The following is a 25828-nucleotide window of genomic DNA, read 5'->3' as shown; positions in this document are numbered from 1 at the left end:
TCCGAGTACGGAACGCATCGACCGCATTAGCGTCGGATAGTCGTGCCTTACCCGCCCAGCACCCCTACCCACACAACCGATCCTGCACCTCCATCAGGGCCGACAGCATCTGGCTGCTCATCAAATCGCGTTCGTCCACCAAGTCCTCACCCGCCCGCAATGACGGCTCCGGAGCAGGAGACACGGCCATTGACGCTTGGTATCGCCCATCGTCAGAGCTAAGGGCGACGGCCCGGAAGTCGAGGAAACCGCCTTTCGTGAAGAAACGCGGTGCGCCGCCGCAGTCCGGGGACCACTTGACCAGCCCCAACGCAAAGGGTCCGATCACCACCTTCTTCATCTCCGTCAACGAATTGGCGGACAAGACCCGACCACCAAACAGGGCAGCCATAAAGTCATTGACGTCGGCCATGGTCGAGACCACGACTGGCAGCGGGGAACCCAGCTGTTCCAGGACCGGGCCACCGGTGACGCGCTTGCCTCGGACGCTGACGTAGCCCTTGATCAGGTCAGGGGCGTCCGGCGCGTCCTCGTCGATAGTCGTATGGGTCAGCCCGAGCGGGCTGATGATGTCGTCGCGAAGAATCTGAGGGTATGACTTGCCACGGAACTTTTCCAGGATCAGTCTCAATGCCAGGTTGTTCGAGTCGGAGTAATGGAATAGCCCGACAGTTCGCGCTTCCCAAGGCAACGTACCGGCGAGCCGAAGAGCCTGCGGGGTGGTCAGCCCCTGAGAGGAAGCAGACACAAAGTCCTCCAAGCTCCGGATCATCATGTCTCGGTAATCTGGCATTCCCGACGTCTGGGAGAGCAATTGCCTCAGAGTGATCGGGACGGGAGGTTTGAGACCAACCCCAAAGCTCTCCAAAAGCCCGTTGACGGGATCATCTAGAGCGATCAGTCCGTCGTCAACGAGTTTCAGCACGGAAACCGCCGTCATGGTCTTGGTAACGCTTGAAACGGGGACTCGATCCTGCGGCCGGGCCGGTTGCCTCGTGTCTAGATCGCGGACTCCGTAAGCCTTCGACCATTCACCACCTGGCCACCGCAGTTGGGCGAGGACAGCCACAGCGTCTTGGTCCATGAAGGTCTGCATCGCGTACTCCAGGGAGCTGATGGCCTCGGCGTCACCGAACGACGGCGACGGCGAGGCCGAAGGCGATGGAGACGGCGACGGCGGCGGGCCCGGTGATGTGCACCCGGCAAGTACCTATCCGGCCAGCATCGACGCGACCATCACTCCAGCCAGTCGAACGAGCCAGCCATGGCGGTTCATCAACGCACCAACTTGAACGCGAAGTAAGACCTCGGGGCCAGCGCCAGTCCGGCTTACGTCCAGCCGATGAGCACTGCCTCCTGGATACGGCTCGGGGCCGCGACGACACAACACCGCGAGCGCATTCCGGCGCTGCCGCTGATTCGATCGTCCTCCCGCCACCCCTGCGGGACAAGCATCAGAACTCCACCCCCGTCAGCTAAGCACTTTCACCTTTGCCGGCACTGGCTGACGCGCCGCCGCCCCAGCCCGCTGCACCAAATACACCGACCCCAGCACCAACACCGCGCCCACAATCTGCCAGCCCGACAACGCCTCCCCCAGGAACGCGAACCCCAGCACGGTCGCGACCAGCGGGCTCAGGAATCCCAGGAACGAGACCACCATCGTGGGCAGCCGCTGAATCCCCCGGAACCACACGGCGTAAGCCACCAACGCACCAATGACGCTGAGGTAGGCAAAGCCCGCAAGATTGGGCAAGGTAACCGACGTCGGCAGTCCCTCAACCACCAGCGTTACCGGCAGCAGCATCACCCCACCCATCGCCAACTGAAGGCCGGTAAACCCAAGCAGCCCCACGCCGTCGGGCCTTCCCCAACGTTTCGTCAGGACAATGCCGGCCGCCATGCTCAGCGCACCCGCCATCCCGGCAAGCACACCAATGACCGTCAGCGACGCGTCGGAGCGCAGAACCAGCAAACCGACCCCGGCAGCTCCCACGGCGCACGCCACGATGTGCGCGAGGCGGATCCTCTCCCCCAGCAGCAACGCACCCAGGAAGAGCACGAACAGGGGCTGGATCGACCCGACCAACGCCGCCAACCCACCCGGCAACTGGTACGCGGTGAAGAACAGCAGGAAGAAGAACAGCCCGATGTTCAGTGCGCCCAGTGCCGCTGCTTTGAACCACCAAGTTCCCCGCGGCCATGTCCGGGTGACGAGCATCAGCACGATTCCGGCAGGCAGGGCCCGCACGGTTGCGGCAAGGAGCGGCCTGTCGGCGGGAAGGAATTGAGTTGTCACCAGATAGGTGGAGCCCCAGACCATCGGCGCGAGCGCGGTGATGAAGAGGTCGCGGGGAGACATCCGAGCCATTGTTCACTCCCATACATTTCAATGTCGAACTATTTGATGTATGACAATGTAGGTGTTGTACTGTTTGAGGTCAAGCATGGGAGGGCAATGGACCGCGACGCAGTGGACACGATTCTTGACCAATGGAACCGGGAGCGCCCCGATCTGGATGTCAGCTCCATGGGCATTTTGGGCCGACTCGCAAGGGCGAACCGTTTGGCGTCACTCGATGTGCAGAGATTCATGAACCAGTTCGGGCTGGAGCCTTGGGAGTTCGACGTCCTGGCAACCCTTCGGCGGTCGGCAGCCGAGGCGCCGCTCACGCCCGGGCAGCTCGCCAGCCTGACCATGATCGGCTCCGCAGCCATGACCAACCGCGTCGACCGCTTGGTGAACCGCGGCCTGATCCACCGCGAAACCAACCCCGGGAACCGCCGTCAGCTACTGGTCAGCCTGACGCCCGAGGGACTTGCCCTGGTTGACGAGGTGGTGGAACATCACGTGGAGAATCAGCAGAAGATGCTCGACGGCCTCTCCAAGACCGAACGCGAACAGCTGGCGAACCTCCTGCGGAAGTTCCTCCTGGCAAACAACGACGGCGGCCCCGCCTAAGCAGCCAGCCTCACCCATGCAAGGATGAGGCGTGGAGGCAAACGGCACGGACACAACGCTGCTGCTGAGGCATCGTGAAGTCCCCACGGTCTTTGGGTCTCTCACTTTCGAACCTGAAAGCGGATTCGCGAAAAGACTCTGCACCCAGCGATGTCCGCAATCTCTAGCGCGAGCCGAAACCAAACGACGGCGGCATCAATTCGGATTCGTGGCAGGCCGTGGACAGGGCGCGCAGCCCGGAGTGCGACAAAGGCGCCTCACCATAGGCCAACAAAAGGGACAGGCCGGCAAGCATAAGCCTGCAGACCTGTCACCGTATCTCAATGCTATTCGGTCCCGCCATCGACATCCCCGGCACCTGTTCCCCACCGAGATCTGAGCAGTACATAGACGCCATAACACCCGAGCGCCAGCATGATTACTGAGCCGACGGCACGCCACCAAACAAATGGCTGCCACGTCGCGAACACAACTGCCATCCCGAAGAACGCAGCGATTTGTAGCGGCGGAGGAACCTTCCGCTTCGTCATGCCGGACCCCTTTCGTCGCGGGACGTCCGCGGGTCTACCAACCCGCGCAACCAGCCAAGGCTATCCCCATGGATGACAATGCCCCTACAAGCGCCCATCCAACGGGTGGTCCCCCCGGAACGAAGATGGAAACCATACTCACGCCAACACCCAGCGCACAGCTCCACAGCAGACACAAGCTCGCGGCCACTATAAGGGCTCCAAATATCTTGCTGATGCGCTTCAGGATCATGATTGCTCCTAATCAAGAACGATCTTGCTTGACCCGCACAGCCTCCACCCGCAAAAGGCGGTCTAGGTGTCGAAAAGCCACAAACTAGGTGGTCCACGACTCAAATTAGGTGCTGGACTACCCAAAAATGAGTGGTCATCAAGGTCGTCTAGGGGTCCACGCGGCACCCTCAGCTCATCTTCAGTCCGGCGCAGATCGACCCAGGCACCACGCCGCAATAAAGTCGACCGCAGCTGGGAACTTGTCGAGACGAGGGCGATTCAGGAACGCATGCCGGACCCGGGTAGAACGTGGTGCTCAACGTCGACATTGGCCTTTTAAAGTTCCGAGCATGAGCACAGCACCAGCGACCCGCCACTGCGCCCGCAAACCCGCGCGCAGGTGCCGAAGACGCCAAAGTAGGTGCTGCAAGCGCAAAGATAGCTGCTTGAAACGCCATAAATGTGTGGTCACGCGCAACCTTTAGGTTTTGCGTTCCACAGGAGACCTTTCATTTCGGAATTTTCCGACATATCATCAACCCGTGCCCTCCGACGTCTTCGGCGCCCTCGCGAATCCCTCGCGGCGGACCATCCTCGACACCCTCCTCGCCGGTCCCCTGACCGCGGGCGAACTGACGGGTCGACTGGAGCTCAGCCGCTCATCGGCGTCGGAACACCTGGCCGTCCTCAAGGAGGCAGGCCTGATCCGCGAGGAACGGCAAGGCCGGCACAGGATCTACCACCTCCAGCCGCAAGGACTGCGTGAAGTCAGCGGTTGGCTGCAGCACTACGAGCATTACTGGAACCAGAGGCTCGATGCCCTGGCCGGTCTTCTGGATGAGGAGAACACCCATGACTGAAAACGCAATCCGCCTCGAGCGCACCTTCCCCCACCCCAAAGAAGCCGTGTGGGCCGCCCTCACGACGCCGGAACTGCTCGCCCGCTGGTGGGCGCCTGGCGATATCGCACCCGTGGTCGGACACCGCTTCACCATGGACATGGGCGCCTGGGGCCAGCAGCAGTGCGAAGTCACCGCCGTCGAGCCCGGCGATTCCATAACTTTCGTCTTCGCCGAAGGCAGCTTGGATACGACCATCACCTGGACGCTGGAAACGGTCGACGCCGGGACAACACTTCACTTCGAACACGCCGGCTTCAACCTGGACTCACCCATGGGACGGCAGGCCATCGAGGGCATGGGCAACGGCTGGCCGGGCCTGCTTGCGCGTATCGAGCAGGTGTTGGTGAGCGTGGGCTAGGGACAACCGATGTTGATTACGGGCTCTTGCCGTTCTTTTGGGGCAGAATCGAGCCATGGGTGGATCGATGTACGCAGCGGAAAATGAAACACCAAGTGTCGTTTTGCGCCGACAGCGCGCACTGGAGGCAGCAGATAGCTTCGGCGAGTTCGCCTCAGCGATACCTTGTGGCGCCCTCAAACGAACGTCAACTGCTGGTCCTACCCTGACTCCTAACGGCAGGCTCGTCGTCACAAATCTAGGCCCACTGCTTAACAATCCAGATGAACCACAAGACAGAGAAGTTCTCCTAACTTTGGAACTACAGGGAGGCTCACCACTTACGACTAAACAACTTATCGATCTGCTCGAGACGGAGTTAGTCGAATTTGGTCCACGGGTCACGGCAAGCCCGCCCACCCTGCTGCGGAAGCTGCGGAACTCAAGCGCTGAATCGATAATCCTGCCTATCAACAGCACCGCTAGAGCAGGCTGGGTTCTACGCTGCCCGCCATTGCAAGGCCTCGCAGTCGAATTCAATGACCGCGTCATCATGTGGGTAGCCAAGAGTGACTCAGCGCTCCCCACAAGCATAGCGACGACGAATTTAGGTCGAGACATTCGTTCCCTTCGGAATGATTTTATCTAAGCCAAGGTCTTGTATCTCATAGATTTATAAGTGATGATGCCCTCGTTGGGGGAGGATGGAGTAGCCAATAAGGCTACTTGCGATCCCTCATTGCCCTAAGAGAGGGAACTACCTTTAAAGCAATGAGATTAATCACCGCCATTACGGCAGCGCTACTAATGGGGCAGTCGTAACGGCGCCCGCAAATGCAACGCCCGCAGAACACTCGTCAAATGCCTCGCCATCAAGCAGGTCGCACACTCAGCAGCCCGTAAAGGGCGGACCTTTGGACCTGAGTGATCCAAAAGTGCTTGAGCATGACGCCAAGATCCACAATTCTGGGGTGCGAGTGCTGTCAGCTTCAACTACAGCCTTCGTGGAAGGTGGTAAGCAGAAGAAGTTGCAGAAAAATGAGGATGTGCGTATAGCTCCTATGCTGTTCCCATCAGGTTGCGGCTTGTCTGTCTGGGTCTACCAAGACGGGGGCAGGATCATTTCCCGCAGTCTCACCTCATGTCCGTTTACATTTAGTACTGCCGATATGGACTCATGGTTGGGGTTCTATGCCTGGTTCAGTTACAACAACCAGGTGGCATCGAATGTTGTCTACTCGGGTCCAGCGAGTTCCTTCACGAATGATTATGCGTACTGGTGCGCCAACGGGAATAACACGTCGTATCGCACCGAAACGTACGGAGAGCTCTATCTGAGTGGGACCCGCTACTCAGCGGCCGCCTATGATGAATTGACTAACGTTCCATGCGGTACGTGAAGCCTTAAAAGGAAAATCCCAGCGATTAATCGATAGCCGGGGGCATCGCCCCACCCTCAGCTTTCTTGCAAATTGCGGCTCGCCAACTCGGTACAACCGGGAGACGGGTCAATTTTTTGTTTAAGGCCACATTGCAACTACGTCCTTCCCTTCCTTCGAAACGTATCCGTCCGCCCATCTTCGCCGAAGGCACCTTGGATACGACCATCACCTGGACGCTGGAAACGGTCGACGCCGGGACAACACTTCACTTCGAACACGCCGGCTTCAACCTGGACTCACCCATGGGACGGCAGGCCATCGAGGGCATGGGCAACGGCTGGCCGGGCCTGCTTGCGCGTATCGAGCAGGTGTTGGTGAGCGTCAGCTAGCGGTCACAGCGGCCGGCGATCGTCGCCGTCGTGCTTTCGGCCAGAGCACAACGGCGGCGGCCGAAATGTTCTGGCACCCGGCCGCGGAGCGGTTTCAGGGTGCTATATTGACGGAATTCTGGCCGAGGGGACAACGTGGAAGTTTGGCAGTGGGCCTTGGTGCTGTTGGCGGCGGCGTCAGCGGCCTTTGTTATGGGCTCGATCATTTGGGCAGTCTTCGACGTGCTCGGGGAAGTCCGTCTGAACCAAACAACCCGGATCCTATGGGTACTGCTTTTATTTGCTGTTCCGCTGCTCGGGCTACTCGCATGGCTTTACGCAAAGCCTCGGCTTGCCCAGTCGGGTAACAGCCTCCGGCGGCAGACGCTTTAGTGTATAGCGCAGCATTGGGCGAACTCCTTACGGCCAGAGCTTTGTGGATCCTCAGGCAGGCTGCTGCAACTCCAGCCATCTCGGCAGCCACAAATGCGCTGGTCGAAGGTTATGACAACGAATCTCTCCGCGAACTTGCTGGAGCATCACCAGACATCAACGTCTTCCAGCTCGGAACGCTGATAGTTGATGCCCTCAGCTCGCTTGGCATGGCAACGGGATCCATGACCCGGGAAGAAGCTCAACTTGCTGCCACCCACCACTACGCAAGCCAGGTCCTTGCTGGAAACCTGCAGATACGGGAACTCACCAGATGGGTCCACAGGACCATTGGTCATGAGGGACACCCCATGGTGCAGGATCTTGTGGTTCTCGATGACTCCTTTGATGCGTTCGAGGACGGGTGGGGCGCGGAGCCTGACGGAATGAGTGTGCTGACCAGTTTCGTCGACGCATTGGGACCGGAAGATCAGATGTGGATGCAAACATGAGCGATATCCCAGTGGACGACCACGTGCTCTGGTCGTGGCCGGTTACTCCGGGGCCAGACCTGATAGTCCAATGCCGGGTCGACCATGCATTCACCATCTGCACAGACGGCGGCATGATCCTCAGGATCGCGTCGGACTTCATCTTCAAGTCTGCTGCCGGGAACATCCACCAGCTTGACCCCAACGGAAAACCTGCCCTTCTGGGTCCAGCTCTCTCGATCACCCGGTCATCAATCGTGGCGGGCCTGGCCGACAACCGCGGCGCCCTTCATGTGGACTTCGCCGACGGGAGCGCCATGGACGTCCCTGCGGATAAGAACTATGAGGCTTGGACGATCAATGGGCCCCAAGGATTGTTGCTCGTTTCTTGCCCCGGGGGCAGCATCGCAAGCTGGGGTTTACGGACGGGGTAGCAAACTCGACCAAGTCTTGGTCAGCGTCAGCTAGCGGTCACAGCGGACGGCGAGCGAGCGGAAGTTCCGGAGTATTGACAGCGAGACTGGTGCGCCTCGATGGAATACCGGGTATGGCAGGATGGGCGGATGCTGCCTGATGCTGAGTTCCTGCTCCGTGGCCCGCGTGGGAGGCGCCTTTGCCTTGAGCTCGCAATAGAGGCCGACCCGTTCATCCGGCGAGCCGCACTCGAGCTTGGATACAACCTCGATCCGGGGGCTGGCAGATCCCGGGTCATGCTCACGCTCAGCGGCTCTCCGGGACATGAACTGGAACCTTTTCCAGCCATCCCGACGGTAGCCGAGGTCGCCGCCGGCATCGCTTCGCTGGACGTGGGAGCCGTCAGTTCTGCCTTGGCGCAGTACTCCCTCCAACGCAGCGTGGACACGGCCCGATACTGGCAGCCTCCCGACGGCGAGGACGTACTCGCCGGCACCGACGCCGTGACCGCCGCGTTGGCACATGTGGCTGCGGGTTTGCTGGCGTCCGACGCCACTCATTGGTGGCACCAAGGCTTCCAACCGAACCAATGGGCCATCGACTGGCGGCCGGCAAGCGACCCCGCACCACTCCCCCGGAATCCACAACAGACCCTGGCCGAATGGGCCCGCAAGGAACGTGCCGAAGAAGCCCGCGCAGCGTGGGAACGACCCAAAGACCCGCAAGCCAACTTCAGTGGAGAATGGTGGTCCATCGCGCACGGACTCGTGCAGACTGTGCCGCGCATCCCCGAAGGCCTCAGCCTCGTGGAGGATTCCCTCGGCTGGGAGGATGCCACGACAATTCCCGTGAGTGGAACTGGCCGGATCCTGGATATCCACACCGCGGAGGACTGGACTGCTTTGTGCGGGGCGTTCCCCTTGGAAGTTTCAGCGTCCCGCCGTCATGACTGGTTCCGTACAACAGCTCGGCACGGTCGCTGGGTCATCCCTGACTGGGAGCTTGCGGCCACGGAATGGGACGCCGTGCATCTCACGGTCACCGGGTACTTGAACGCGGCAGGACGCGCGCTTGCTGTCGATCAGGACACGGCAACTGTCATTGCGGGCTGGGACCCGGGCAGCACCCTTTGGCTCACGGACGTCGCCCGCGAATCCGAACAGCCCCGGCAGTACTGGCACCGGCCGGCAAACCAAGACGAGTGGACCCAAATCCAAACGAGATAGGCGATGCGCCGCGCTGTGACATGAAAAGCCTGCAGCACCCCCGCATGTCCGGACCTCTGGGCACTCAAGGCGCGTTCCGCCGTCGTACTTCACATACGGGAGGGATCAGCCGCCCGCAATCTCCCGCAGCGTCTGCAGGTGCGCAGCCCATACGTCCCGGCCCAATGCCGTCAGGCTGGCCGACGTCCGCGGCATTTTCCCCGCGAAGCTCTTCTTGATCTTCACGTACTCGGCCTTCTCCAGGATGGCCAGTTGCTTGCTCAAGACGGAATCGCTCACCTGGATGGCATCGCGGATGTCCTTGAAGTCCATCGATTCCGCTCCCGCCAGGGCAGCCATGATGGAGAACCGGACGGGTGAATGGACCAGTTCGTTGAGCTTGTGGCGCGGGTGCTCCGCCGGGGCGCTCATGCGCGCAGCTCACGGAAGGCCGCTGCCAGGCCCACTGCACCGAGAGCAATGGCCGCCGGGAGGTAGAACCAAAGGTTGCCGTCCCTGAAGAACGAGGCGCCCACCACGAGCGCCACTATGTAAAGGGCAAAGTACGCAAACAGGGACGTGAGGAAGCGCCTGGTGTAGCCGGCCTTGGTGGACCGCTGGAACATGGGCCAGACGGAGGCTGTGACGGCAGCCCAGGCACCCACCGAAATGGCTAACAGGGCTGCGCCGTAACCGGTCACGAGCACGATGTGCATACCGATCATGAGCAGCGATCCAATGATCGCGAGGCTGGTAAACGTGACGGCAACCGGCCAGGCCGCTGCGTTGGTTGAGGTGGCACTGATGGCCTCTGCCTTGGCAAGGAGCTCGCGTGCTTCTGCAGCGGAAGGGCCGCCTGTGGTGTCGTTCATGGTTCCCCCAAAGATGCGTTTACTTGATAGAGCAACTCTAAGAAAGTACTTTCCAGTCTGTCAAGTACTTTCCAGCGCACTCCCGTTACCACCAGCCCCACCAGACCCGGTAAATTTGATTCCACGAGTTTGACCCTCGGTGAGCAACACCACTCGCGCGCCTCACGAAAGCAGGATCATATGACCGTCTCTCCCCTCATCTGGGGCATCACCATCGTCGTCATTCTGGCGCTCTTGGCCTTTGACTACTTCTTCCACATCCGCAAGGCCCACGTTCCTTCCCTGAAGGAAGCAGCCATCTGGTCGTCCATCTACGTAGGCCTGGCCGTCGTCTTCGGCATCCTGGTACTGGTCTTTGGCGGAGCACAGATGGGTTCGGAGTACTTCGCCGGATACATTACGGAGAAGGCCCTCTCGGTCGACAACCTGTTCGTCTTCCTGATCATCATGGCGAGCTTCCGGGTGCCGCGTGAAGACCAGCAGAAGGTCCTGTTGTTCGGCATCGTGTTCTCACTGATCGCTCGCACCGGCTTCATTTTCCTCGGCGCCGCGCTCATCAACTCGTTCGCCTGGGTCTTCTACATCTTCGGCCTCATCCTGCTCCTTACGGCCGGAAACCTCCTCAAACCCGGCGACCACGGCGACGACCAAGCGAACAACTTCATCATCCGGCTCGCCAAAAAGCTCTTCCACACCACGGATAAATACGACGGCGACAAGCTCTTCACCATGGTCAACGGCAAGCGTGCCCTGACTCCCATGCTCCTGGTAATGGTGGCCATCGGCGGCACGGACATCCTCTTCGCCCTCGACTCCATCCCCGCTATCTTCGGCCTGACGCAGAACGTCTTCATCGTGTTCACGGCGACGGCGTTCTCGCTGATGGGCCTGCGCCAGCTCTACTTCCTGATCGACGGACTGCTGGACCGCCTCATCTACCTTTCCTACGGCCTGGCGGCCATCCTCGCGTTCATCGGCGTCAAGCTGATTCTCCACGCGCTGCACGAGAACAACCTGCCGTTCATCAATGGCGGCGAACACGTCAACGTCATCGAGATCACCACAGGCCTATCGCTGAGCGTCATCATCGGCGTCCTGGTCATCACCGTGGTGCTCTCACTGATAAGCCCGGCAGGCAAGGCCCAAACTGCCATCAACAACGCCCGCCGCCACGCCGTGGACTACTTGGACCTCGACTACACCGCCGACGCCAATGAGCGCGAGCGTATCTACCGGGCATTGACCGCGGAGGAAGCCCAGATCGTCCAGATGCCCCTGAAGTATCGGAACAAGGCCAAGGACGTGGAGAAGATCCGCGAACAGGTGGCAGAAGCCCACCGCCAGCACGAGGCGTTCCTCAACCGCTAAGCACAGCCCTCGGTTCAGCATGAAAACGGGACTCTGGCACCACTGCCAGGGTCCCGTTTCGATGTTCACCTGCACATTCGATGACGGGCAACGTCGAATGTGCAGCGGGCCATCGAATCGGGCCCAACCGATCCGCTAAACGGCCGCCGGTTTCCGCCACATCACCGCGAGCACCAGCACCAAGGCACTAAGCCCGAGCATCACCAGGACCATGATGCCCCAGTTCGCCTGGTTCACACCCGGACCGTACAGCACGCCGATCAGCACGGTTGCGGTGATCGCGCCAAGGTAGCGGCACGTCTGGAAGATGCCAGCCGCCACACCCCTCTCCTCGGGACGGGCCGAAACATACAGGCCTTGGTTCGACGCCGTACTGACCACACCATACGGAACACCCATCAAGGCAGTCAGCACGAACACCACCGGAGCCCACAACGTCGTCGTCAGGACGCCAAGTGTTCCTGCCGCGAGCGTCAGGATCCCGACGCCGGCGATCAGCACCGAACGCACACCGAACCGCTCAATGAACGGCACCGTCAGCGGCGTCACCACAACCGACAACGCCGCAAGGGGAAGCATCAGCAGGCCTACCACACCGGCGTCGTAATGGCCCGCTTCCTGCAGCAGCTGCGGCAGGCCGAAGAACGCAAAGTAATACACGCCGCTGAAAACAATGAACAGCACATAGACCAGCAACAGCGGCCGGTTGCGGCCCAGCAGCCGGAGGTCCAGGAACGGCGGCCTGAACCGCAGCTCGCGCCAGGCAAAAAGCGCGCCAATCACGGTAGCCGCTCCCAGAAGGTACCAGCGGTAGCCCGGCATCACGTTGAGCAGCGCCATCATGGCGAGCATGAGGGAGGTGACGAACGCGAGGATGCCGGGGATGTCGGAATCCCGTATCAGCGTTCCCAGCGAACCGGTCTCCCTCCCGGAATCGGCAGGTGCAGTTTGCCGGACAACAAACAACGCGAGCAGCGCGATGGGCACGTTGATAGCGAACAGCGCCTGCCACCCCACCAGGCTCACCAACAGGCCGCCCACCACGGGACCCACAGCAGCGGCCGAGGTGTTGGCCATCTGGATCCGGCCCAGCGGCCGGGTGGACGGCAAGTTCGCCAGCCGGCTTAGTTCGGTAACCATCACGACGGCGGACGGGTACGCCGTCGCGGTCCCTACAGCCATGAGCGCGCGGGCCACGCAAACCAGCGCAAAGTTGGGCAGGAACGGTGCGATCGCACAAGTAACAGCGACCAAGGCCATGCCGAACATGAACAGCCGCCGGGGCCCGAAGCGGTCAGCCAGCCTGCCCATGAGGGGTTGCCCTACCGCGGACGCCAGGTAGAACGACGTGATCACCCAGGTGACTGTTGCGACGTCGAGCTCAAAATGCTCCCGAAGGACCACCAGTGCCACAGCGATCATGGACGAGTTCAGCGGGTTCAGTGCAGTTCCGAGGCTCAGCGCAGCAATCGCGAGTCCGGGGCGGGGTTTCTTGGCGGTCACCCAACCCAGTCTGCTCCATGGTTGCCTCGGGTTACGAAACGGGTTCGGTGGGCGGACTTACTGGTTCGGGCAAATTTTGCTGGATCATCCGGCGTGGCACCGGCACCCAACCCTGGAATTCCGCGGGTGCACCGATGTGCGGGCGACGATGATCCAGCAGAATGTACTCACTCCTCGAAGTGCGTCGTGATCTTCCCGGAAGACACCGCCGCGATGATGGACTTGGCCAGATGCCGCAGCTTGATGTTCCGGTTGCTGGAGGCCGTCCGCAGGATAGTGAAAGCTTCCTCCTGGCTGCAATGGTTTTGCGCCATGATCGCCCCGACCGCGAGGTCGATGACGGTGCGCGACTGCATCGCTGTTGCCAGGTCGTTCCGGGCATCGCTGAGTTGTGCGATTTTCAAGGCGAGACGCAGCGACTTGGAGGCGTGGGAGGCGAAAACCTCGGCCCGCTCCATGTCCTCGGCTTGGAACGCATCCGGTTTCTCGGAGTACAGGTTCAGGGCAGCGCGCGTATCGCCCTCGACCAGGAGCGGAACGCTCAGGATGGAGCGAAGCCCTTGGTCGGAGGCGGCCTGGATATAGGCCGGCCAACGCTGGTCGCTCAGGAGGTCCGGGACCAGTACGGGGGTGAGCTTGTCCATGGCCGTGAGGCAGGGGCCTTCGAAGGTGCTTTGGAGCTGATCCATGACGCGGGCGCGCTCGTCACTGCTTGCGGCAGTTGCCGACTTCTTGCGACGTAACACTGTGATGCCGCTGTATACCGGGCTCTCCGGGTGAGAGAGGCTCTCGGCTGAGAAAGCCGCGAGGTCGCTGAGAAAAGCCTCAACGTCCTCGCTTCCCAGGACGAGATCCAAAAAGTATCCGTTCTGGAGAGCTTCATGCTCGGGGAGGGGGTTGACCATGCACGTTCCTACTGACTGAAATGCGTCCCCAGCAGACAGCAAAGGAGCGAAAAGGGCCGCCCTCTGCAAAACGGTCTGGCAATACCTTATCGCCCAACGATCGACGGTACAAAGTGCGGCGCAAGAGGTCATTGACCTGCGGCTATGGTGAAACGCCCCCTGATGGTTTACCCCCTCACCCTGAGTCGGGCCCGCTAGCCGCTGGCCACGAGGGAACGTCCGTTCAGACGTCCACAGGGTCCTTGGAGAAGCGCGCTGCACGAGCGTCCAGCTCGTTTCCCTGCTGGCGGCCGAGGATGCCGTACAGCTCTGGCCTGCGGCCACGAATCCATCTGCGCCCGGTTGAAAGTGGCACGAGATCAAAGTCCAGATCTGCCGTTACCACGGCTTCGTCCGCCACCCAGGTCTCGGCCACGATCGTTCCGTAGGGATCGATGATCATCGCATTCCCCGTCCGGATCTCGTCGTCGTCGCGGCCCACGCCGTTGCTGAAGAGGATGAACATGCCGTTGTCGTGGGCACGGGCAGGCAGCCACCGCATAAGCCACCCACGGCCGTTGACCCCCCGGAACGCGTCCTCGATGGCCGCGGGATCCGCTGCACGGTTGTCCCATAGCTCTGCCGGGACAGGCTTCATGCCCCGGGGACTGGCCGAGTTGGTCCCGCCCGTCTGGTGGGGAGCGATAAGCACCGTTGCCCCGAGGAGGGCCGTGGCACGCACATTCTCCACCAGGTTGTTGTCCCAACAAATCAGAATCCCTGCTTTGACACCCCAAGGTGTATCGAACACTGTGAACTCCGAGCCGCTACTGATGGCCTCGTGCTCGAAGGCGTGGAGTTTCCGGTGGGTGTGAACGGTCCCGTCCGGGAGGCAGACGGAGTAGGAATTGAAAAGCCTCCCGTCGGCCTGTACTTCCAGGAACCCGATACCGATCCCCAGTTCGAGCTCTGCGGCAAGCTTCCTGATGGTTTGGACGTGTTCACCGTCCTCGGACTGTGCTAATTCATACAAGCGTTCCGGGGTCTGCTTGCGTAGATGCCAGTAACCGATCAGGCACATTTCCGGGAACGCAACAATCCGGGCGCCTTCCCTCGCCGCCTTGATGGCCAGCCGGCGAATGGTCCTTAGATTGAGGTCCGGGCGATCCGGGGCGGCTTCGAACTGGACAACCGAAGCGCGAAGGGTGGGGGCGGTGATCATTGGTTTCTCCTTGGTTGGGACACCTCCCATGCTCGCCGCCACCTAGCATTCCGTCTAATGAAACTTTAAGGACTTTTGATTCCCTTCGGGAATGAAACTAGGATCCCCAGAATGGAACTACGGCTGATTCGCTCCTTCGTTGCTGTCGCCGAAACCGGGAACTTCGGGCTGGCGGCCAAGGCGCTTTCCACCACGCAATCCAACCTCACCAAACAGATTCAGCTCCTGGAGCGTCAGGCCGGAAGCCAGCTGTTCACCCGGGGTCGGCATGGGGCAGCACTCACCCGTGCCGGAGAGGCGCTGCTTGCCGATGCGGTCGACCTCGTGCGCCGCGCCGACGGGCTCGCACAGCGCATGGAACGTATCTCGGCGGGGGCTGAGGGTGCGTTGAAGGTGGGATTCGGCATGTCCGCGATCGACGTGGCTCCGCGTGCTGTGGCCGCCTTCAGGACCGAACATCCGGCCATCGACATCGGATTGGACGACATGTCATCCACAGCGCAGTTCGAGGCACTGCGCAACGGGACGCTCAGTATCGGATTTGTTCGGCTGCCTGCCCCACCGGACATTGCCACCCGGATGATTCGCCGCGATCGTCTGGCCCTTGCGATTCCCAAGAGTGAGTCGGCTCCCCTATCGACCCGGGATGCGCTGCATCGGTTCATCGATGGTCGTCCTCTCATTCGCCTTGATCCGGCGCGCGGCCCAGGACTCACTGCCCAAACCAGCAATCTCTTCTCGGATCTGCGCGCACGGCCAGGCGTCCTCTATGAGACCTCGGACCTTCTCACTGTGCTGGCGCTCGTTGCAGCCGGAGCCGGCTCCGCCGTGGTTCCCGCCAGCACCTCGGCCATCGTTCCGGAAGGCGTGCAATTGGTGCCCATCGACCTCGAGTCCTCAGTGTGGAGCATTGGAACCGCGTGGCTGCGCGGAAACAACGACCCACTCATCCCATTGTTCCTGCAATCCATCGACGCCCTCAGTCTTTAGCCGGCGCCGCCGTCGAGCCCCTGACCACCAGTTCAGTCCCCAGCTCGATCCGCTGCGGCAGCTCCTCATCTCCTTCGAGGTGACGGAGGAGCGCGCGCATGGCAGTTTCGGCCATCTGCACCACGGGCTGGCGGATGGTGGTGAGGCCGGGTTCTATCCATTCAGCTGCGGGGATGTCGTCAAAGCCGATGATGGAAAGATCCTCGGGAATGCGAAGGCCTGCTGAGCGTGCAGCCCGGTAAGCACCGAGCGCCTGGGCATCGTTGCCGGTAAAGATCGCGGTGGGCCGGTTGGAAAGAGCCAGCAACGCTTCCGTCCCGCGGGAACCGGACTCGGTGGAGAAATCGCCCGGCACCATCAGGGAATGATCCAGCTCAATACCACCCCGCCGCAGCGCTGCCACGTAGCCGTCCTCACGGGCGCCGCTGCATTGGAGGTCCTCGCGGCCCCCGATCATTCCGATCCGGGTATGGCCCAACTTCAGCAGATACTCGGTGGCAGAGAAAGCGCCGTCCCAGTTGGCGGCACCCACGGTCATGAGGTCCGGCCCGGGTTGCCCCACAGGATCGATCAGAATGACGGGGATACCCAAGGATTTGATGCGCTGAATCTGCTTCTGGTCCAGACCGAAAACGGCAAGCAGCACGCCGTCGGACTTCCGCTCAGCGAGGTTCGCCAGCCAAGGACGGATCCTGGAACCGTCCAGGGACAGGCTGCTGACGACGGTGCCGTAGCCGGCTTCCTGCGCCACGCGCTCTACGCCTTCGATAATCTCGCAGGCCCACTCGGAGCCCATGCCTGGGAACACAAGATCCACGAGCCCGGCCTTCTTGCTCCGTTTGGCCGGCCGCCGCGCATAGTCACGCTTGGCGATGATCTCTTCGACCCTGGCACGTGTGGCTGCGGCAACATGGGCATGGCCGTTGAGAACCTTGGATACGGTGGGCACCGAGACTCCGGCCTCACGGGCGATCTCGCTGATCGTGGCCCGTCCAGAGTCCTGCTTGGTCACCATGGGTCCCCACCTTTCCAGCCCGGGATCACCCCGCGGCGATGTCTGTTTCGGAAAGTTCCCACGCCTGGATCCGGCCGCACATGCCATAGATCCTGCGGGTTTTCCGTTCGCCCATCGTAGTCCTCGCGTCCTGCAAGTAGAAACTTTCCATGGACTCGAGAGACTCCAACTGCCGCCCCGTCAGCTCCGCCTGCCGCGCAGCGCCCCCAACCAAGTAGTCTCGCCAGTTTCCGGTCTTGCCGCTCACCAACCTCGCGGCCGCGGCATGAAATTCCGCCAGCGCCCCGACCCCCGACTCCTGCACGGCCGCCTTCAGGGCCAGATAACCCTCCAAAGCCAGGTCCCGACGACGGCGCGCGGCCGCCTCCGCCGCCGCGTCACTGCCGTCGGCATCCCGGGACGGAAGGGACGCAACACGCGCGTAAGCGTCAACGTCCACCAGGTGCTCGGGCGGAAAGGTCATCACCGCGTCGCCGTTCTCCGGAAGGCCGGCGTTCTGCATGACAATCAGCACCCTCAAATCGCCCGAGTCGTTGATGGCACGGTGGACGGTACCCGGCGTGAACCAGACCACCGTTCCGGGGGCCAACGGCGTGGAGGTAAACCCTCGCGAGTCCAAGGTTTCCAAGCGACCAGTCCCCTGCTGCACCACATATGCCTCCGTAGAGGCGGTGTGCACGTGCGGTGAGCCGCCGGCTCCGCCATCCGCCCCTGGCCAGTCATAGATACTGACCTCGGATACGGCGGTGGCCCCCGGAAATGTGTTGCACATGTCAGGCCCAGCCCTCCAGCGCTGCCTTGGCGGCGACCGCGAGCGCGGCAGCTTGCCCGCCTTCCAGGTCGCCGTCGGCAATCACGACGGCGTACCGGTACGTGAGCGGCTCGGCCTCCGTGAGCGGGACTACTTCGCTGAAGAATGGAGCCGACCCGAGGCAGGCGAACATGGAGGAGCGGGCGAACCACTGGTTGGAGGCACCAGGGTTGGCTTGGTCCTCGACGAACAGGATGCTGGACTTCCGGCATGTGACGTCGTGCTGACCGGTGAAAGCGATCCACTCTGAGCGCGTGCCCATGAATTCGTCAGCACCGGTCCCTGCTTCGGAGCGGAATTCCCCGCCTGTGAATGAGCGCGGCCCGCGCCAGAACAGCCCGCCGTAACCTGCGTTGTCGCGACCCTCTGTTGTGGGGCTCCCGATGCCGATCTCGGCGCCGGAGACGTTGCTCATCTCTGTTTCGAAGAGGAGTGCCCACGCATTGAGGGTGGGAAGGAGCTGAATGCCGAACCGGCGCTTCTCGACGATGAGCGGCTGACCATTCTGCCCGGCGCCGGAGGGTTGCGCACTCCAGAGCAGTGTTTCCGCAGCGGTGATGCCTTCGCCGGAGTCTTCAATGGACGTAAATGCCTGATGGTTCATGGCACCGTTATTGTCCAGGTTCGCGTAGCCGGTGTCCCGGGTGTAGGTGGCACCGCCCCAGAAGTTGTGCTCTCCCACGTTCGGCAGCGCCCAGGACAGGCCTTTGTGCCAGACGTGGTCCCACGGCCTGGAAATGGTAACTTCATCGCCTTCCAGTGTCTTCAGTGGGTGGAAGAAGGGTCGGGGGCTCTCGTACTGCTCATCTACAGGCAGATAGGTGTACGTGGCGATGTCCTGGGCGCCGACCGTGAAGGTCAGGGCACGGCCGTCGTCGGTGTAACCAAGGGTTTGAGTGTAGGAGCTTTGGGCTGTGCTGGTCATGGTGTTCTCCGTTTACGTGGTGGTTAGGCGCGGGCGGTGGCGGCCAGGACGCGGGTCCCTCGGCCATCCCCGTCCATGCCCTCATAGAAGGCGTGGCCGGGGACGATCTCTCCGCGACGAACGGGGTCACCTGTGAAGGCCGACGCGTAAATCGCGGCAGCGAACTCCAGTGTCTGCCGGGCTGAGTCCGCCCCGGCTGGGAGCGGCAGGCCGGCGTCGAGCGCGTCATACATGGCGAGGAACTGCGCAGAGTGCCCACTGCCCCGCTCCAACGGTTGGCTGGACCAGGCGGCGGAGACGGCGGCCTCGTGGCCAGGCGCGGGCGTAATGGTCCAGTCCTTGGTGCCGTAACCGTAAAGGTGGCTGAGTTCGACGGTGGCGTATTCGCAATCCACGCGGATGTCCGAGGTTTCGCGCGGTGAGAGCAGCGAGTTGATGACCGTTGCGGCCGCGCCGTTTTCGAAGCGGACGAGCGCGGCGGAGAAGTCCTCGGTCGACGTGGCCCGGGCTTGCCGCGAGGCGATTGCGTGCACCTCGTCCCATGGCCCCAGGAGGTGCAGGAGGAGATCGAACTGGTGGATGCCGTGGCCCATCGTGGGCCCACCGCCCTCCGCTTTCCATGTGCCGCGCCACGGAAGATCGAAATACTCATCCGGCCGGTACCACAGCGTGTCGCAGCGGGCTACGAGGGGTCGTCCGAAATCGCTGCCACCAATCAAACCCCTTGCGGCTGCCGAGGCGTCACCGAAGCGGTGCTGGAAGACGCACGAGAACTGGGCGCCGCCCTTGGCTTCTGCGGTGTTGAGCCTGTCGAAGTCGGCAAGGCTGAGTGCCGGAGGCTTCTCGGACAGGACGTGCACACCGGCCTCAAGGCACTCGATCGCCTGGTCAATGTGCATCATGGGCGGAGTACACAGGTGCACGATGTCCGGTTTGGCCTCGGACAACAACTCCGTGAGGCTCTGGTAGCGGCCGGCGATCCCATGCTCATCCGCGAAGGCCTGCAAGCGTGCGTCTTCGACATCGCACGCGGCGATCAACGTCGCTCTGTTGTCGGTGCGGGCCAGGTTGGACGCGTGAACAGCTGCGATCCCGCCTGTTCCGATGATGGCCACCCTGTAAGTCTGCATATGGGTCTCTCCGTTGAGCGTAGGCAATTATGTCCGAAAGTTTCTGATTTTTTAGTGAGCAACTTATCCACAACGGCCCACCAGTGACACAACGCTATGAAGAAAATCCTCATAAATCAACAGAAAATCTGCCTAGCAAGTTGATTAAAGTTTCTGATACTTTCTAAGAACCAACCCAGATCCCGAGGAGAAGCTTGTGAGCACCGGTGCCGCCGATCAGCACGCACTCGCCCGCGTTCCAGCGTCCGGCATCGTGGAGCATCTCATCCGTGAAATGACTCTGGAAGAAAAGCTGGCACAGTTGGCAGGCGTGTGGGTCAACGCCTCCACAGATGGTGATTCCGTTGCGCCTTTGCAGAGCCAAATGGCCGGAGACGACCGCTCCTGGGACGACATCATTGCCGATGGCCTGGGACAGATCACCCGCATGTACGGGACTGTTCCCGTGGAGCCCGCGGAAGGTGCGCGACGGCTGGCCGCAGCCCAGGAACAGATCATGGCCGCATCCAGGTTCGGCATTCCCGCCCAAGTCCACGAGGAATGCCTGGCCGGGTTGGCCGCCTGGAAGGCCACAGCCTTCCCCGTCCCCCTGGCTTGGGGCGCCACTTTCAATCCTGGCCTGGTGAAGGAGATGGCCTCCCGGATCGGTGAAAGCATGCGGTCCCTCGGGGTGCATCAGGGCCTGGCTCCGGTGCTGGACGTTGTCCGTGATCTCCGCTGGGGCCGGGTCGAGGAGACAATCGGCGAGGACCCTTACCTGGTGGGAACTGTAGCAACCGCTTATGTTCAGGGCCTGGAATCAACCGGGATCGTTTCCACCCTCAAGCACTTTGTGGGCTACTCGGCCTCGCAGGCCGGCCGCAACCATGCCCCTGTCTCCATGGGTCCCCGGGAACTCGCCGACGTCATGCTGCCGCCTTTCGAAATGGCCCTCCGGCATGGTGGCGCCAGGTCGGTGATGCACGCCTATACCGACATCGACGGCGTACCCGCCGCCGCGAATCGTGCCCTTTTGACCGGGCTGCTCCGTCAGGAGTGGGGTTTCAACGGCACAGTGGTGGCGGACTACTTCGGCGTCGCGTTCCTCGATGTCACCCACGGCGTTGCAGCAGATTCCGGAGAGGCGGCCATATTGGCCCTCTCCGCGGGCGTTGATGTGGAGCTCCCGACCGTGAATTGCTTTGGCGCGCCGCTCCTCGCCCGTGTCCAAGAGGGCGCCCTGGACGTAGCTGTGGTTGACCAGGCACTCCGCCGGGTCCTGACGCAGAAGGCCCAGGTGGGGCTCCTGTCCCCCGACTTCTCCCCTGCTCCGCCGGCCTTGTCAGCAGCTGTTGACCTCGATCGCGCCGAAGACCGGGCCCTTGCGCGTGAGTTGGCCGCGCAGTCCTTGGTCCTGTTGAGCAACGGATCGTTCGACGGAGCTCCAGCGCTCCCGTTGCCATCCGGCGGATCTCTGGGTGTGGTGGGTCCCTTGGCCGATGACCCGTTCGCCATGCTGGGTTGTTACTCCTTCGATGCCCATGTCGGCGCATCGCATCCTGATGTTCCCATGGGCATCTCCGTTCCTTCGGTCGCGGCTGTTGCGGCCGGGCGATTCGATTCTGTGCTCAGTTCCGTGACCGGAAATTGTGAGGTGGCGACGGAGACTGAAATTGCCGAGGCATGCCAGATAGCCGCCTCCGTGGACACCTGTGTGGTGGTGGTCGGTGACAACGCGGGACTCTTTGGTCGCGGCACCTCAGGCGAAGGGAACGACGCCGCCGACCTCCACCTTCCCGGCGATCAGCACCGGATGCTTGACCGGGTCCTTGCGGCCTGCGCGAATTCCGGATCCCGTGCCGTGGTGGTCGTCCTGAGCGGGCGACCCTATGCACTCGGCGACTTCGTCGACCGGGCCGACGCGATCGTTCAAGGGTTCTTCCCTGGCGAAGCAGGCGGCGAGGCACTCTGGGACGTGCTCACCGGCGTCGTCAATCCCTCCGGCAAGTTGCCCGTCTCCGTGCCGAGGTCGTCCGGTGGCCAGCCCGGCACCTACTTGCACTCCCGGCTTGCCGGTCGCACTGAAGTCAGTGCGCTGGATCCCTCGCCGCTGTATGGGTTCGGGCACGGCTTGTCCTACACCAGCTTCGAATTGTCGGGTCACCAGAGCAGCGCACCGGCGATGTCGACGTCGGACTCGGTCACCGTCAGCTGTACGGTCACGAACACCGGTCTCCGTGATGGCGCCGAGGTTGTCCAGCTGTATCTGGAAGATCCCGTGGGTGAAGTAGTGCGTCCGGTCCGCGAGTTGATCGGGTATGCGCGGGTGGAGTTGCCGGCCGGAGCTTCTTCCGAGGTGGAGTTCGTGGTCCATGCGGACCGCACGTCCTTTACCGGATTGGACCTGCAGCGCGTCGTGACGCCCGGCCTGGTGAAGCTGCACGTTTCCACCTCCTGCGCCTCAGATGCGGCCACCCACGAGGTGATCCTCCACGGGCCACGCCGTGTGGTCGGGTTCGAACGGGAGATGCTCACTCCGGTGCGGGTGCGGGCTACGGCTTGAACGGGTACCCGCGTGGGCTGCCTGTAGGCTCACGACCCACTTTGACATTCGGTGGCCCCAAATTCAGCCGATTCCGATTGCATAAGCGTCCAACGGAGTTCAAAGAAGGTAACGGAAGCACGGCCCACGGCGGGGTCAGCTGCCGGTAGGCTTCGGAGATGCTCCCCCTCCCAACCAAACGATTGCGCTTTCGCGAGATGACGCCTGCTGACATCGACGGGATGAGCAGCCTGCTCGGTGACCCCCACGTCATGACGTACTACCCGGCGCCCAAAACCCGGGAAGAAGCAGCCGCCTGGATCGACTGGAACCGGGCGAACTATGCCCACCATGGGTACGGGTTGTGGATCGTGGAAACCCACGACGGCGATTTTGTCGGCGACTGCGGGTTGACGTGGCAGAACGTCAATGGCCGGTCCGAGCTTGAGGTTGGTTACCACGTACGCCTGGATCTTCAGCGGCGGGGCTACGCCACGGAAGCCGCTTTGGCCTGCCTCGAATACGCCCGGGATGTGGTGGAAGTTGATCGCCTGGTAGCCATCATCCACCCCGACAATATTGCCTCCAGGCGCGTTGCCGAACGGATCGGAATGCGGCACCTTGAGGACGACCTTGCGGGCTCCACGGTTCGGACCGTGATGGGTGTCAAGCTCCGTTAGCTGCCTCTCCGGCGTCACGCGAACTTCACGTCCGTGTCCGGGTCCTTCCGGGTATCCAGCATTCCGGCGATCTTGCCTTCCAGCGCGGCAACTGTTGCTTCGGGAAGGACGATCAGGCCGTCGAGTTCCTTGCGTGCGCGCTTGTACGCAGTTTGCCGTTCCGCAGGTGTAGCTGCGGTGTCCTCGGCAATGCGCAGCAGTTTCCGGGCCGTAGCCAGTCGTTGCCGCTCGGGGCCTGAGAAGTTGCCGTCCTTGATGCGCCGGGCTTCGCGCTCGGCTACGTCGAAGGCCAACTCGTAGCTGTGAACGGCCGCCCGATATTCCGCAAGCCGGGCCGGCGTCGAGATCTCCTCCGGCGCGCCCGGCCGCAGGCCGTCGGCTTCCTTCTTGGCGCGCAGGAACGCGACCGTGAGCGGTTCACGGACGTCGGTCATCAGCGGAAAGTCGATGAGATTGCCGACGTCGAGTTCGTACTCCAGCCATCTGTGATTGACCGAATCGTGGGCGGTCATCAGTGAGACCACCTCAGCCTGGTTTGCTTCCTCGTGCACCGCCAGCTGGTTGCGCAACTTCAGCAACTCGACCTTGCGGCGGTGCCGCTCTTCACTCGCTTTGGACCACGATCTCGCCCAGCCGCCAGCCATCCCGCCGATGGGGAAGATGAGCCACCAGTAACTGCCAAGGAAGTCGAAGAGGGGTTCCACCGCTCCATCCTCCCACCGCTGCCGACGGTGCCTCAACAGGCCATGGCGAGTCGCTCAATCATCTGGATTTTTGGGCCCGCAGACGCTGCCACCGATCGGAACTTCAACGTCAAGCAGCCACACTCACTGGCTTGCTTAGAGGACCCAATAAGCACCGAGCATTAGATCCTCTATCCCTAAACTAATCTAGGCATAAGCCAACCTTGTCCACCGGATATGCTCCTTCCGACCGTGATTACGTCTTGGAAGGACACACCTTGCCTACTACGAATGACCACAACGACGTGGCATCCACCCCGGCCCTCAACGTTGTGGTGGCCGGTTCCACCAGCGCGGCAGGCCAGGCAGTGGTGAGCGCGTTGCTCGCCGCAGGAGCCCGTGTTGCCGCCGTCGACCTCGACGCCGCCCGCTTGGAAGAACTCGCCAGGAACCACGACGGCGTAGTCCCCTACACCTGCAACCTCGCGAACATGGAGTCGGTAGAGAAGCTGGCGGCCGCAGTTCGAAGCGATCTGGGCCCAGTGGACGGACTCATCCATCTGGTCGGCGGATGGCGCGGAGGCGACGGAATCACGGGCCAGAGCGACGAGGACTGGGACGTCCTCCACACCAGCATCATGACGACGCTCCGAAACACCTCCCGGGCGTTCTACGCCGACCTGGAGGCATCGCCGCGGGGCCGCCTCGCCATCGTTTCCGCCACGGCGGCAGCGAACCCCACCGCCGGCGGCGCGAGCTACTCGGCCATCAAGGCAGCTTCGGAAGCATGGGTCCTCGGCGTCGCCGACGGCTTCAAAGCAGCACAGTCAGGCCACAAGACTGAGCCCAAGGAACAGACCTCGGCCGCCGTGGTTTTCATTGTGAAAGCCCTTTTGGACGATGCCATGAAGGAGGCCGCGCCGCACCGCAAGTTCCCCGGCTACACGCATGTCAACGAACTTGGCGAACACATCGCCGCGCTCTTCGACGCCCCGGCTTCCCATCTGAACGGCACCCGTCAGCGCCTGAGCTAGCTTCCGGCGTCGTACCCTGTCGCTAGCATGTCCGTATGGACCAGCGACTGCACTTCATCACGTTCGCCACGCCTGACCTCGACCGGGCCCGCGCCTTCTACAAGGACGGGCTCGGTTGGGAGCCGCACATGGACGTGCCCGGCGAAATCCTCTTCTTCCAGGTTGCCCCGGGTTTGATGCTCGGCCTGTTCGACGCCGAAAAGTTCGACCAGGACCTGGCCAGCGGCATCCAAACCCCTGGTGTGAGTGGAGTGACGCTCTCCCACAACGTCGGCAGCGCAGCGGAGGTCTCCCGCACCATCGACGCACTTGTGACTGCGGGCGCCACGCTGATCAAACCCGCACAGGCAGGCGCTTTCGGCGGCATCTTCCACGGGCACGTCAAGGATCCCAACGGCATCGTCTGGGAGATCGCGTACAACCCCGGCTGGCGAATCGACAATAACGGAAAGGTGGTTTTTGAATGAGCGCATCTACGCAAGAGGTCACCAACGAGGACATCCGGACGCAGTTCGAGGCGTTTCTGGACGAGCACCGCCGTGCGCTCACCGCCAGTCTGGACGGTCTCACCGAAGAACAGGCACGACGGCGGCTGGTCCCGTCGCGCACGACGCTTCTGGGCCTGGTGAAGCACGCGACTTTCGTGGAAAAGGTGTGGTTCGACGAAGCCATCACCTGCAGGTCGCGGGCCGACATTGGCATCCCCGCCACACCTGACGAGTCCTTCATCCTTGGCGCAGATGACACCATCGCCAGCATTCAAGAGGCATACTCGGTGGCCTGCGAAGCTTCGCGGAAGGCCACGTCCAACCTTGGGCTGGACGATCTTCTCCACGGGAACCGCCGTGGACCGCTACCCCTCCGTTGGGTGTATCTGCACATGCTGCGGGAACTGGCCCAGCACTGCGGGCACGCGGATATCTTGCGGGAGCAGATCACAGGAGATTGAGGGGGCTGCCACCAAGACTGCTTACCCAAAAACTGGATAGAAAGCAGTTCTCGGCGACATGCCCC

Annotated in this window: 28 protein-coding genes; 16 read left to right on the top strand and 12 right to left on the bottom strand. The window is 62.1% G+C overall.

Going from position 1 to position 25828, the window contains the following annotated elements:
* Positions 1-64: 64 nt before the first annotated feature.
* Complete coding sequence (locus ACNAOU_RS05715) at positions 65-1084, bottom strand: serine hydrolase domain-containing protein (RefSeq protein WP_422758229.1); 1020 nt, start codon at positions 1082-1084, stop codon at positions 65-67.
* On the opposite strand from ACNAOU_RS05715, the gene ACNAOU_RS05710 reads away from it, so the two are divergent.
* Positions 1083-1292 carry a hypothetical protein gene (locus ACNAOU_RS05710; protein WP_422758228.1) on the top strand — a complete coding sequence of 70 codons (210 nt, stop codon included), beginning with the start codon at positions 1083-1085 and terminating at the stop codon, positions 1290-1292. The two genes, ACNAOU_RS05715 and ACNAOU_RS05710, sit on opposite strands and share 2 nt — an antisense overlap.
* A gap of 179 nt (positions 1293-1471) precedes the next feature.
* Here ACNAOU_RS05710 and ACNAOU_RS05705 read toward each other — a convergent pair whose 3' ends face one another.
* Positions 1472-2362, bottom strand: coding sequence for an EamA family transporter (locus ACNAOU_RS05705; RefSeq protein ID WP_422758227.1), 891 nt, complete (start codon positions 2360-2362; stop codon positions 1472-1474).
* Positions 2363-2458: 96 nt separating this feature from the next.
* On the opposite strand from ACNAOU_RS05705, the gene ACNAOU_RS05700 reads away from it, so the two are divergent.
* The 8 genes from ACNAOU_RS05700 (at position 2459) to ACNAOU_RS05665 (ending at position 9197) form a co-directional block, all read left to right on the top strand.
* Positions 2459-2962 carry a MarR family winged helix-turn-helix transcriptional regulator gene (locus tag ACNAOU_RS05700; RefSeq protein ID WP_275778471.1) on the top strand — a complete coding sequence of 168 codons (504 nt, stop codon included), beginning with the start codon at positions 2459-2461 and terminating at the stop codon, positions 2960-2962.
* Positions 2963-4247: 1285 nt separating this feature from the next.
* The gene (locus ACNAOU_RS05695) at positions 4248-4565 is read left to right on the top strand and encodes an ArsR/SmtB family transcription factor (RefSeq protein ID WP_018777176.1); all 318 of its coding nucleotides are present in this window, start codon (positions 4248-4250) and stop codon (positions 4563-4565) included.
* Positions 4558-4965 carry an SRPBCC family protein gene (locus tag ACNAOU_RS05690; protein ID WP_422758226.1) on the top strand — a complete coding sequence of 136 codons (408 nt, stop codon included), beginning with the start codon at positions 4558-4560 and terminating at the stop codon, positions 4963-4965. The genes ACNAOU_RS05695 and ACNAOU_RS05690 overlap by 8 nt, the downstream gene beginning before the upstream one ends.
* Positions 4966-6538: 1573 nt before the next feature.
* Positions 6539-6715 carry an SRPBCC family protein gene (locus tag ACNAOU_RS05685; protein ID WP_422758225.1) on the top strand — a complete coding sequence of 59 codons (177 nt, stop codon included), beginning with the start codon at positions 6539-6541 and terminating at the stop codon, positions 6713-6715.
* A 192-nt stretch (positions 6716-6907) separates the two neighbouring features.
* A complete protein-coding gene (locus ACNAOU_RS05680) occupies positions 6908-7087 on the top strand; it encodes a PLD nuclease N-terminal domain-containing protein (RefSeq protein WP_416429304.1) in 180 nt (59 codons plus the stop codon).
* Between the two features lie 14 nt (positions 7088-7101).
* Complete coding sequence (locus ACNAOU_RS05675; RefSeq protein ID WP_416429198.1) at positions 7102-7578, top strand: hypothetical protein; 477 nt, start codon at positions 7102-7104, stop codon at positions 7576-7578.
* Positions 7575-7991 (top strand): DUF6188 family protein, encoded by a 417-nt coding sequence (locus tag ACNAOU_RS05670; protein ID WP_413301868.1) that lies wholly within the window; start codon positions 7575-7577, stop codon positions 7989-7991. The genes ACNAOU_RS05675 and ACNAOU_RS05670 overlap by 4 nt, the downstream gene beginning before the upstream one ends.
* Positions 7992-8120: 129 nt before the next feature.
* Positions 8121-9197 (top strand): hypothetical protein, encoded by a 1077-nt coding sequence (locus tag ACNAOU_RS05665; RefSeq protein ID WP_422758224.1) that lies wholly within the window; start codon positions 8121-8123, stop codon positions 9195-9197.
* Between the two features lie 105 nt (positions 9198-9302).
* Here ACNAOU_RS05665 and ACNAOU_RS05660 read toward each other — a convergent pair whose 3' ends face one another.
* Both ACNAOU_RS05660 and ACNAOU_RS05655 read right to left on the bottom strand, forming a co-directional pair.
* Positions 9303-9608, bottom strand: a complete 306-nt coding sequence (locus ACNAOU_RS05660) for a winged helix-turn-helix domain-containing protein (protein WP_064722008.1) — start codon at positions 9606-9608, stop codon at positions 9303-9305.
* Positions 9605-10048 carry a hypothetical protein gene (locus ACNAOU_RS05655; protein ID WP_018777169.1) on the bottom strand — a complete coding sequence of 148 codons (444 nt, stop codon included), beginning with the start codon at positions 10046-10048 and terminating at the stop codon, positions 9605-9607. The genes ACNAOU_RS05660 and ACNAOU_RS05655 overlap by 4 nt, the downstream gene beginning before the upstream one ends.
* 180 nt (positions 10049-10228) lie before the next feature.
* Here ACNAOU_RS05655 and ACNAOU_RS05650 point away from each other — a divergent pair, with 180 nt between their 5' ends.
* A complete protein-coding gene (locus ACNAOU_RS05650; protein WP_018777168.1) occupies positions 10229-11416 on the top strand; it encodes a TerC/Alx family metal homeostasis membrane protein in 1188 nt (395 codons plus the stop codon).
* A 135-nt stretch (positions 11417-11551) separates the two neighbouring features.
* Here ACNAOU_RS05650 and ACNAOU_RS05645 read toward each other — a convergent pair whose 3' ends face one another.
* From ACNAOU_RS05645 to ACNAOU_RS05635, 3 genes are all read right to left on the bottom strand, one after another.
* The gene (locus tag ACNAOU_RS05645) at positions 11552-12919 is read right to left on the bottom strand and encodes an MFS transporter (protein WP_422758223.1); all 1368 of its coding nucleotides are present in this window, start codon (positions 12917-12919) and stop codon (positions 11552-11554) included.
* Positions 12920-13086: 167 nt separating this feature from the next.
* Positions 13087-13824 carry an ANTAR domain-containing response regulator gene (locus ACNAOU_RS05640; RefSeq protein ID WP_039240170.1) on the bottom strand — a complete coding sequence of 246 codons (738 nt, stop codon included), beginning with the start codon at positions 13822-13824 and terminating at the stop codon, positions 13087-13089.
* 223 nt (positions 13825-14047) lie between these two features.
* Positions 14048-15025 carry a nitrilase family protein gene (locus tag ACNAOU_RS05635; protein ID WP_422758222.1) on the bottom strand — a complete coding sequence of 326 codons (978 nt, stop codon included), beginning with the start codon at positions 15023-15025 and terminating at the stop codon, positions 14048-14050.
* Positions 15026-15136: 111 nt separating this feature from the next.
* Here ACNAOU_RS05635 and ACNAOU_RS05630 point away from each other — a divergent pair, with 111 nt between their 5' ends.
* The gene (locus tag ACNAOU_RS05630; protein WP_422758221.1) at positions 15137-16015 is read left to right on the top strand and encodes a LysR family transcriptional regulator; all 879 of its coding nucleotides are present in this window, start codon (positions 15137-15139) and stop codon (positions 16013-16015) included.
* Here ACNAOU_RS05630 and ACNAOU_RS05625 read toward each other — a convergent pair.
* Genes ACNAOU_RS05625 through ACNAOU_RS05610 form a run of 4 tightly spaced genes read right to left on the bottom strand, consistent with a single transcriptional unit; the run spans position 16005 to position 19896 of the window.
* Entirely contained in the window at positions 16005-17030 is a 1026-nt protein-coding gene (locus tag ACNAOU_RS05625; protein WP_079581150.1) for a LacI family DNA-binding transcriptional regulator, read from the bottom strand. The genes ACNAOU_RS05630 and ACNAOU_RS05625 overlap by 11 nt on opposite strands.
* A 25-nt stretch (positions 17031-17055) precedes the next feature.
* The gene (locus ACNAOU_RS05620) at positions 17056-17802 is read right to left on the bottom strand and encodes a cupin domain-containing protein (protein WP_416429211.1); all 747 of its coding nucleotides are present in this window, start codon (positions 17800-17802) and stop codon (positions 17056-17058) included.
* A 1-nt stretch (position 17803) separates the two neighbouring features.
* The gene (locus ACNAOU_RS05615) at positions 17804-18766 is read right to left on the bottom strand and encodes a PmoA family protein (RefSeq protein ID WP_189075970.1); all 963 of its coding nucleotides are present in this window, start codon (positions 18764-18766) and stop codon (positions 17804-17806) included.
* 23 nt (positions 18767-18789) lie between these two features.
* Entirely contained in the window at positions 18790-19896 is a 1107-nt protein-coding gene (locus ACNAOU_RS05610; protein WP_189075971.1) for a Gfo/Idh/MocA family protein, read from the bottom strand.
* Positions 19897-20092: 196 nt separating this feature from the next.
* Between ACNAOU_RS05610 and ACNAOU_RS05605 the strand changes: the two genes are divergently transcribed.
* The gene (locus tag ACNAOU_RS05605; protein WP_422758220.1) at positions 20093-22438 is read left to right on the top strand and encodes a glycoside hydrolase family 3 N-terminal domain-containing protein; all 2346 of its coding nucleotides are present in this window, start codon (positions 20093-20095) and stop codon (positions 22436-22438) included.
* Positions 22439-22596: 158 nt separating this feature from the next.
* A complete protein-coding gene (locus tag ACNAOU_RS05600; protein ID WP_026267083.1) occupies positions 22597-23097 on the top strand; it encodes a GNAT family N-acetyltransferase in 501 nt (166 codons plus the stop codon).
* 14 nt (positions 23098-23111) lie between these two features.
* Here ACNAOU_RS05600 and ACNAOU_RS05595 read toward each other — a convergent pair whose 3' ends face one another.
* The gene (locus ACNAOU_RS05595; protein ID WP_018777157.1) at positions 23112-23801 is read right to left on the bottom strand and encodes a hypothetical protein; all 690 of its coding nucleotides are present in this window, start codon (positions 23799-23801) and stop codon (positions 23112-23114) included.
* 257 nt (positions 23802-24058) lie between these two features.
* Between ACNAOU_RS05595 and ACNAOU_RS05590 the strand changes: the two genes are divergently transcribed.
* From ACNAOU_RS05590 to ACNAOU_RS05580, 3 genes are read left to right on the top strand one after another with little or no spacing between them, the layout of a single operon-like run.
* The gene (locus ACNAOU_RS05590) at positions 24059-24814 is read left to right on the top strand and encodes an SDR family oxidoreductase (protein ID WP_051088485.1); all 756 of its coding nucleotides are present in this window, start codon (positions 24059-24061) and stop codon (positions 24812-24814) included.
* A gap of 35 nt (positions 24815-24849) precedes the next feature.
* The gene (locus ACNAOU_RS05585) at positions 24850-25281 is read left to right on the top strand and encodes a VOC family protein (RefSeq protein ID WP_422758219.1); all 432 of its coding nucleotides are present in this window, start codon (positions 24850-24852) and stop codon (positions 25279-25281) included.
* A complete protein-coding gene (locus tag ACNAOU_RS05580) occupies positions 25278-25763 on the top strand; it encodes a DinB family protein (RefSeq protein WP_055974485.1) in 486 nt (161 codons plus the stop codon). The genes ACNAOU_RS05585 and ACNAOU_RS05580 overlap by 4 nt, the downstream gene beginning before the upstream one ends.
* Positions 25764-25828: the final 65 nt, after the last annotated feature.

Source organism: Paenarthrobacter sp. C1, from assembly GCF_049315185.1.
GTDB lineage: Bacteria > Actinomycetota > Actinomycetes > Actinomycetales > Micrococcaceae > Arthrobacter > Arthrobacter nicotinovorans.
Note: the sequence above shows the minus strand (reverse complement) of the source record. Positions and strands in the feature narration are given on the sequence as shown.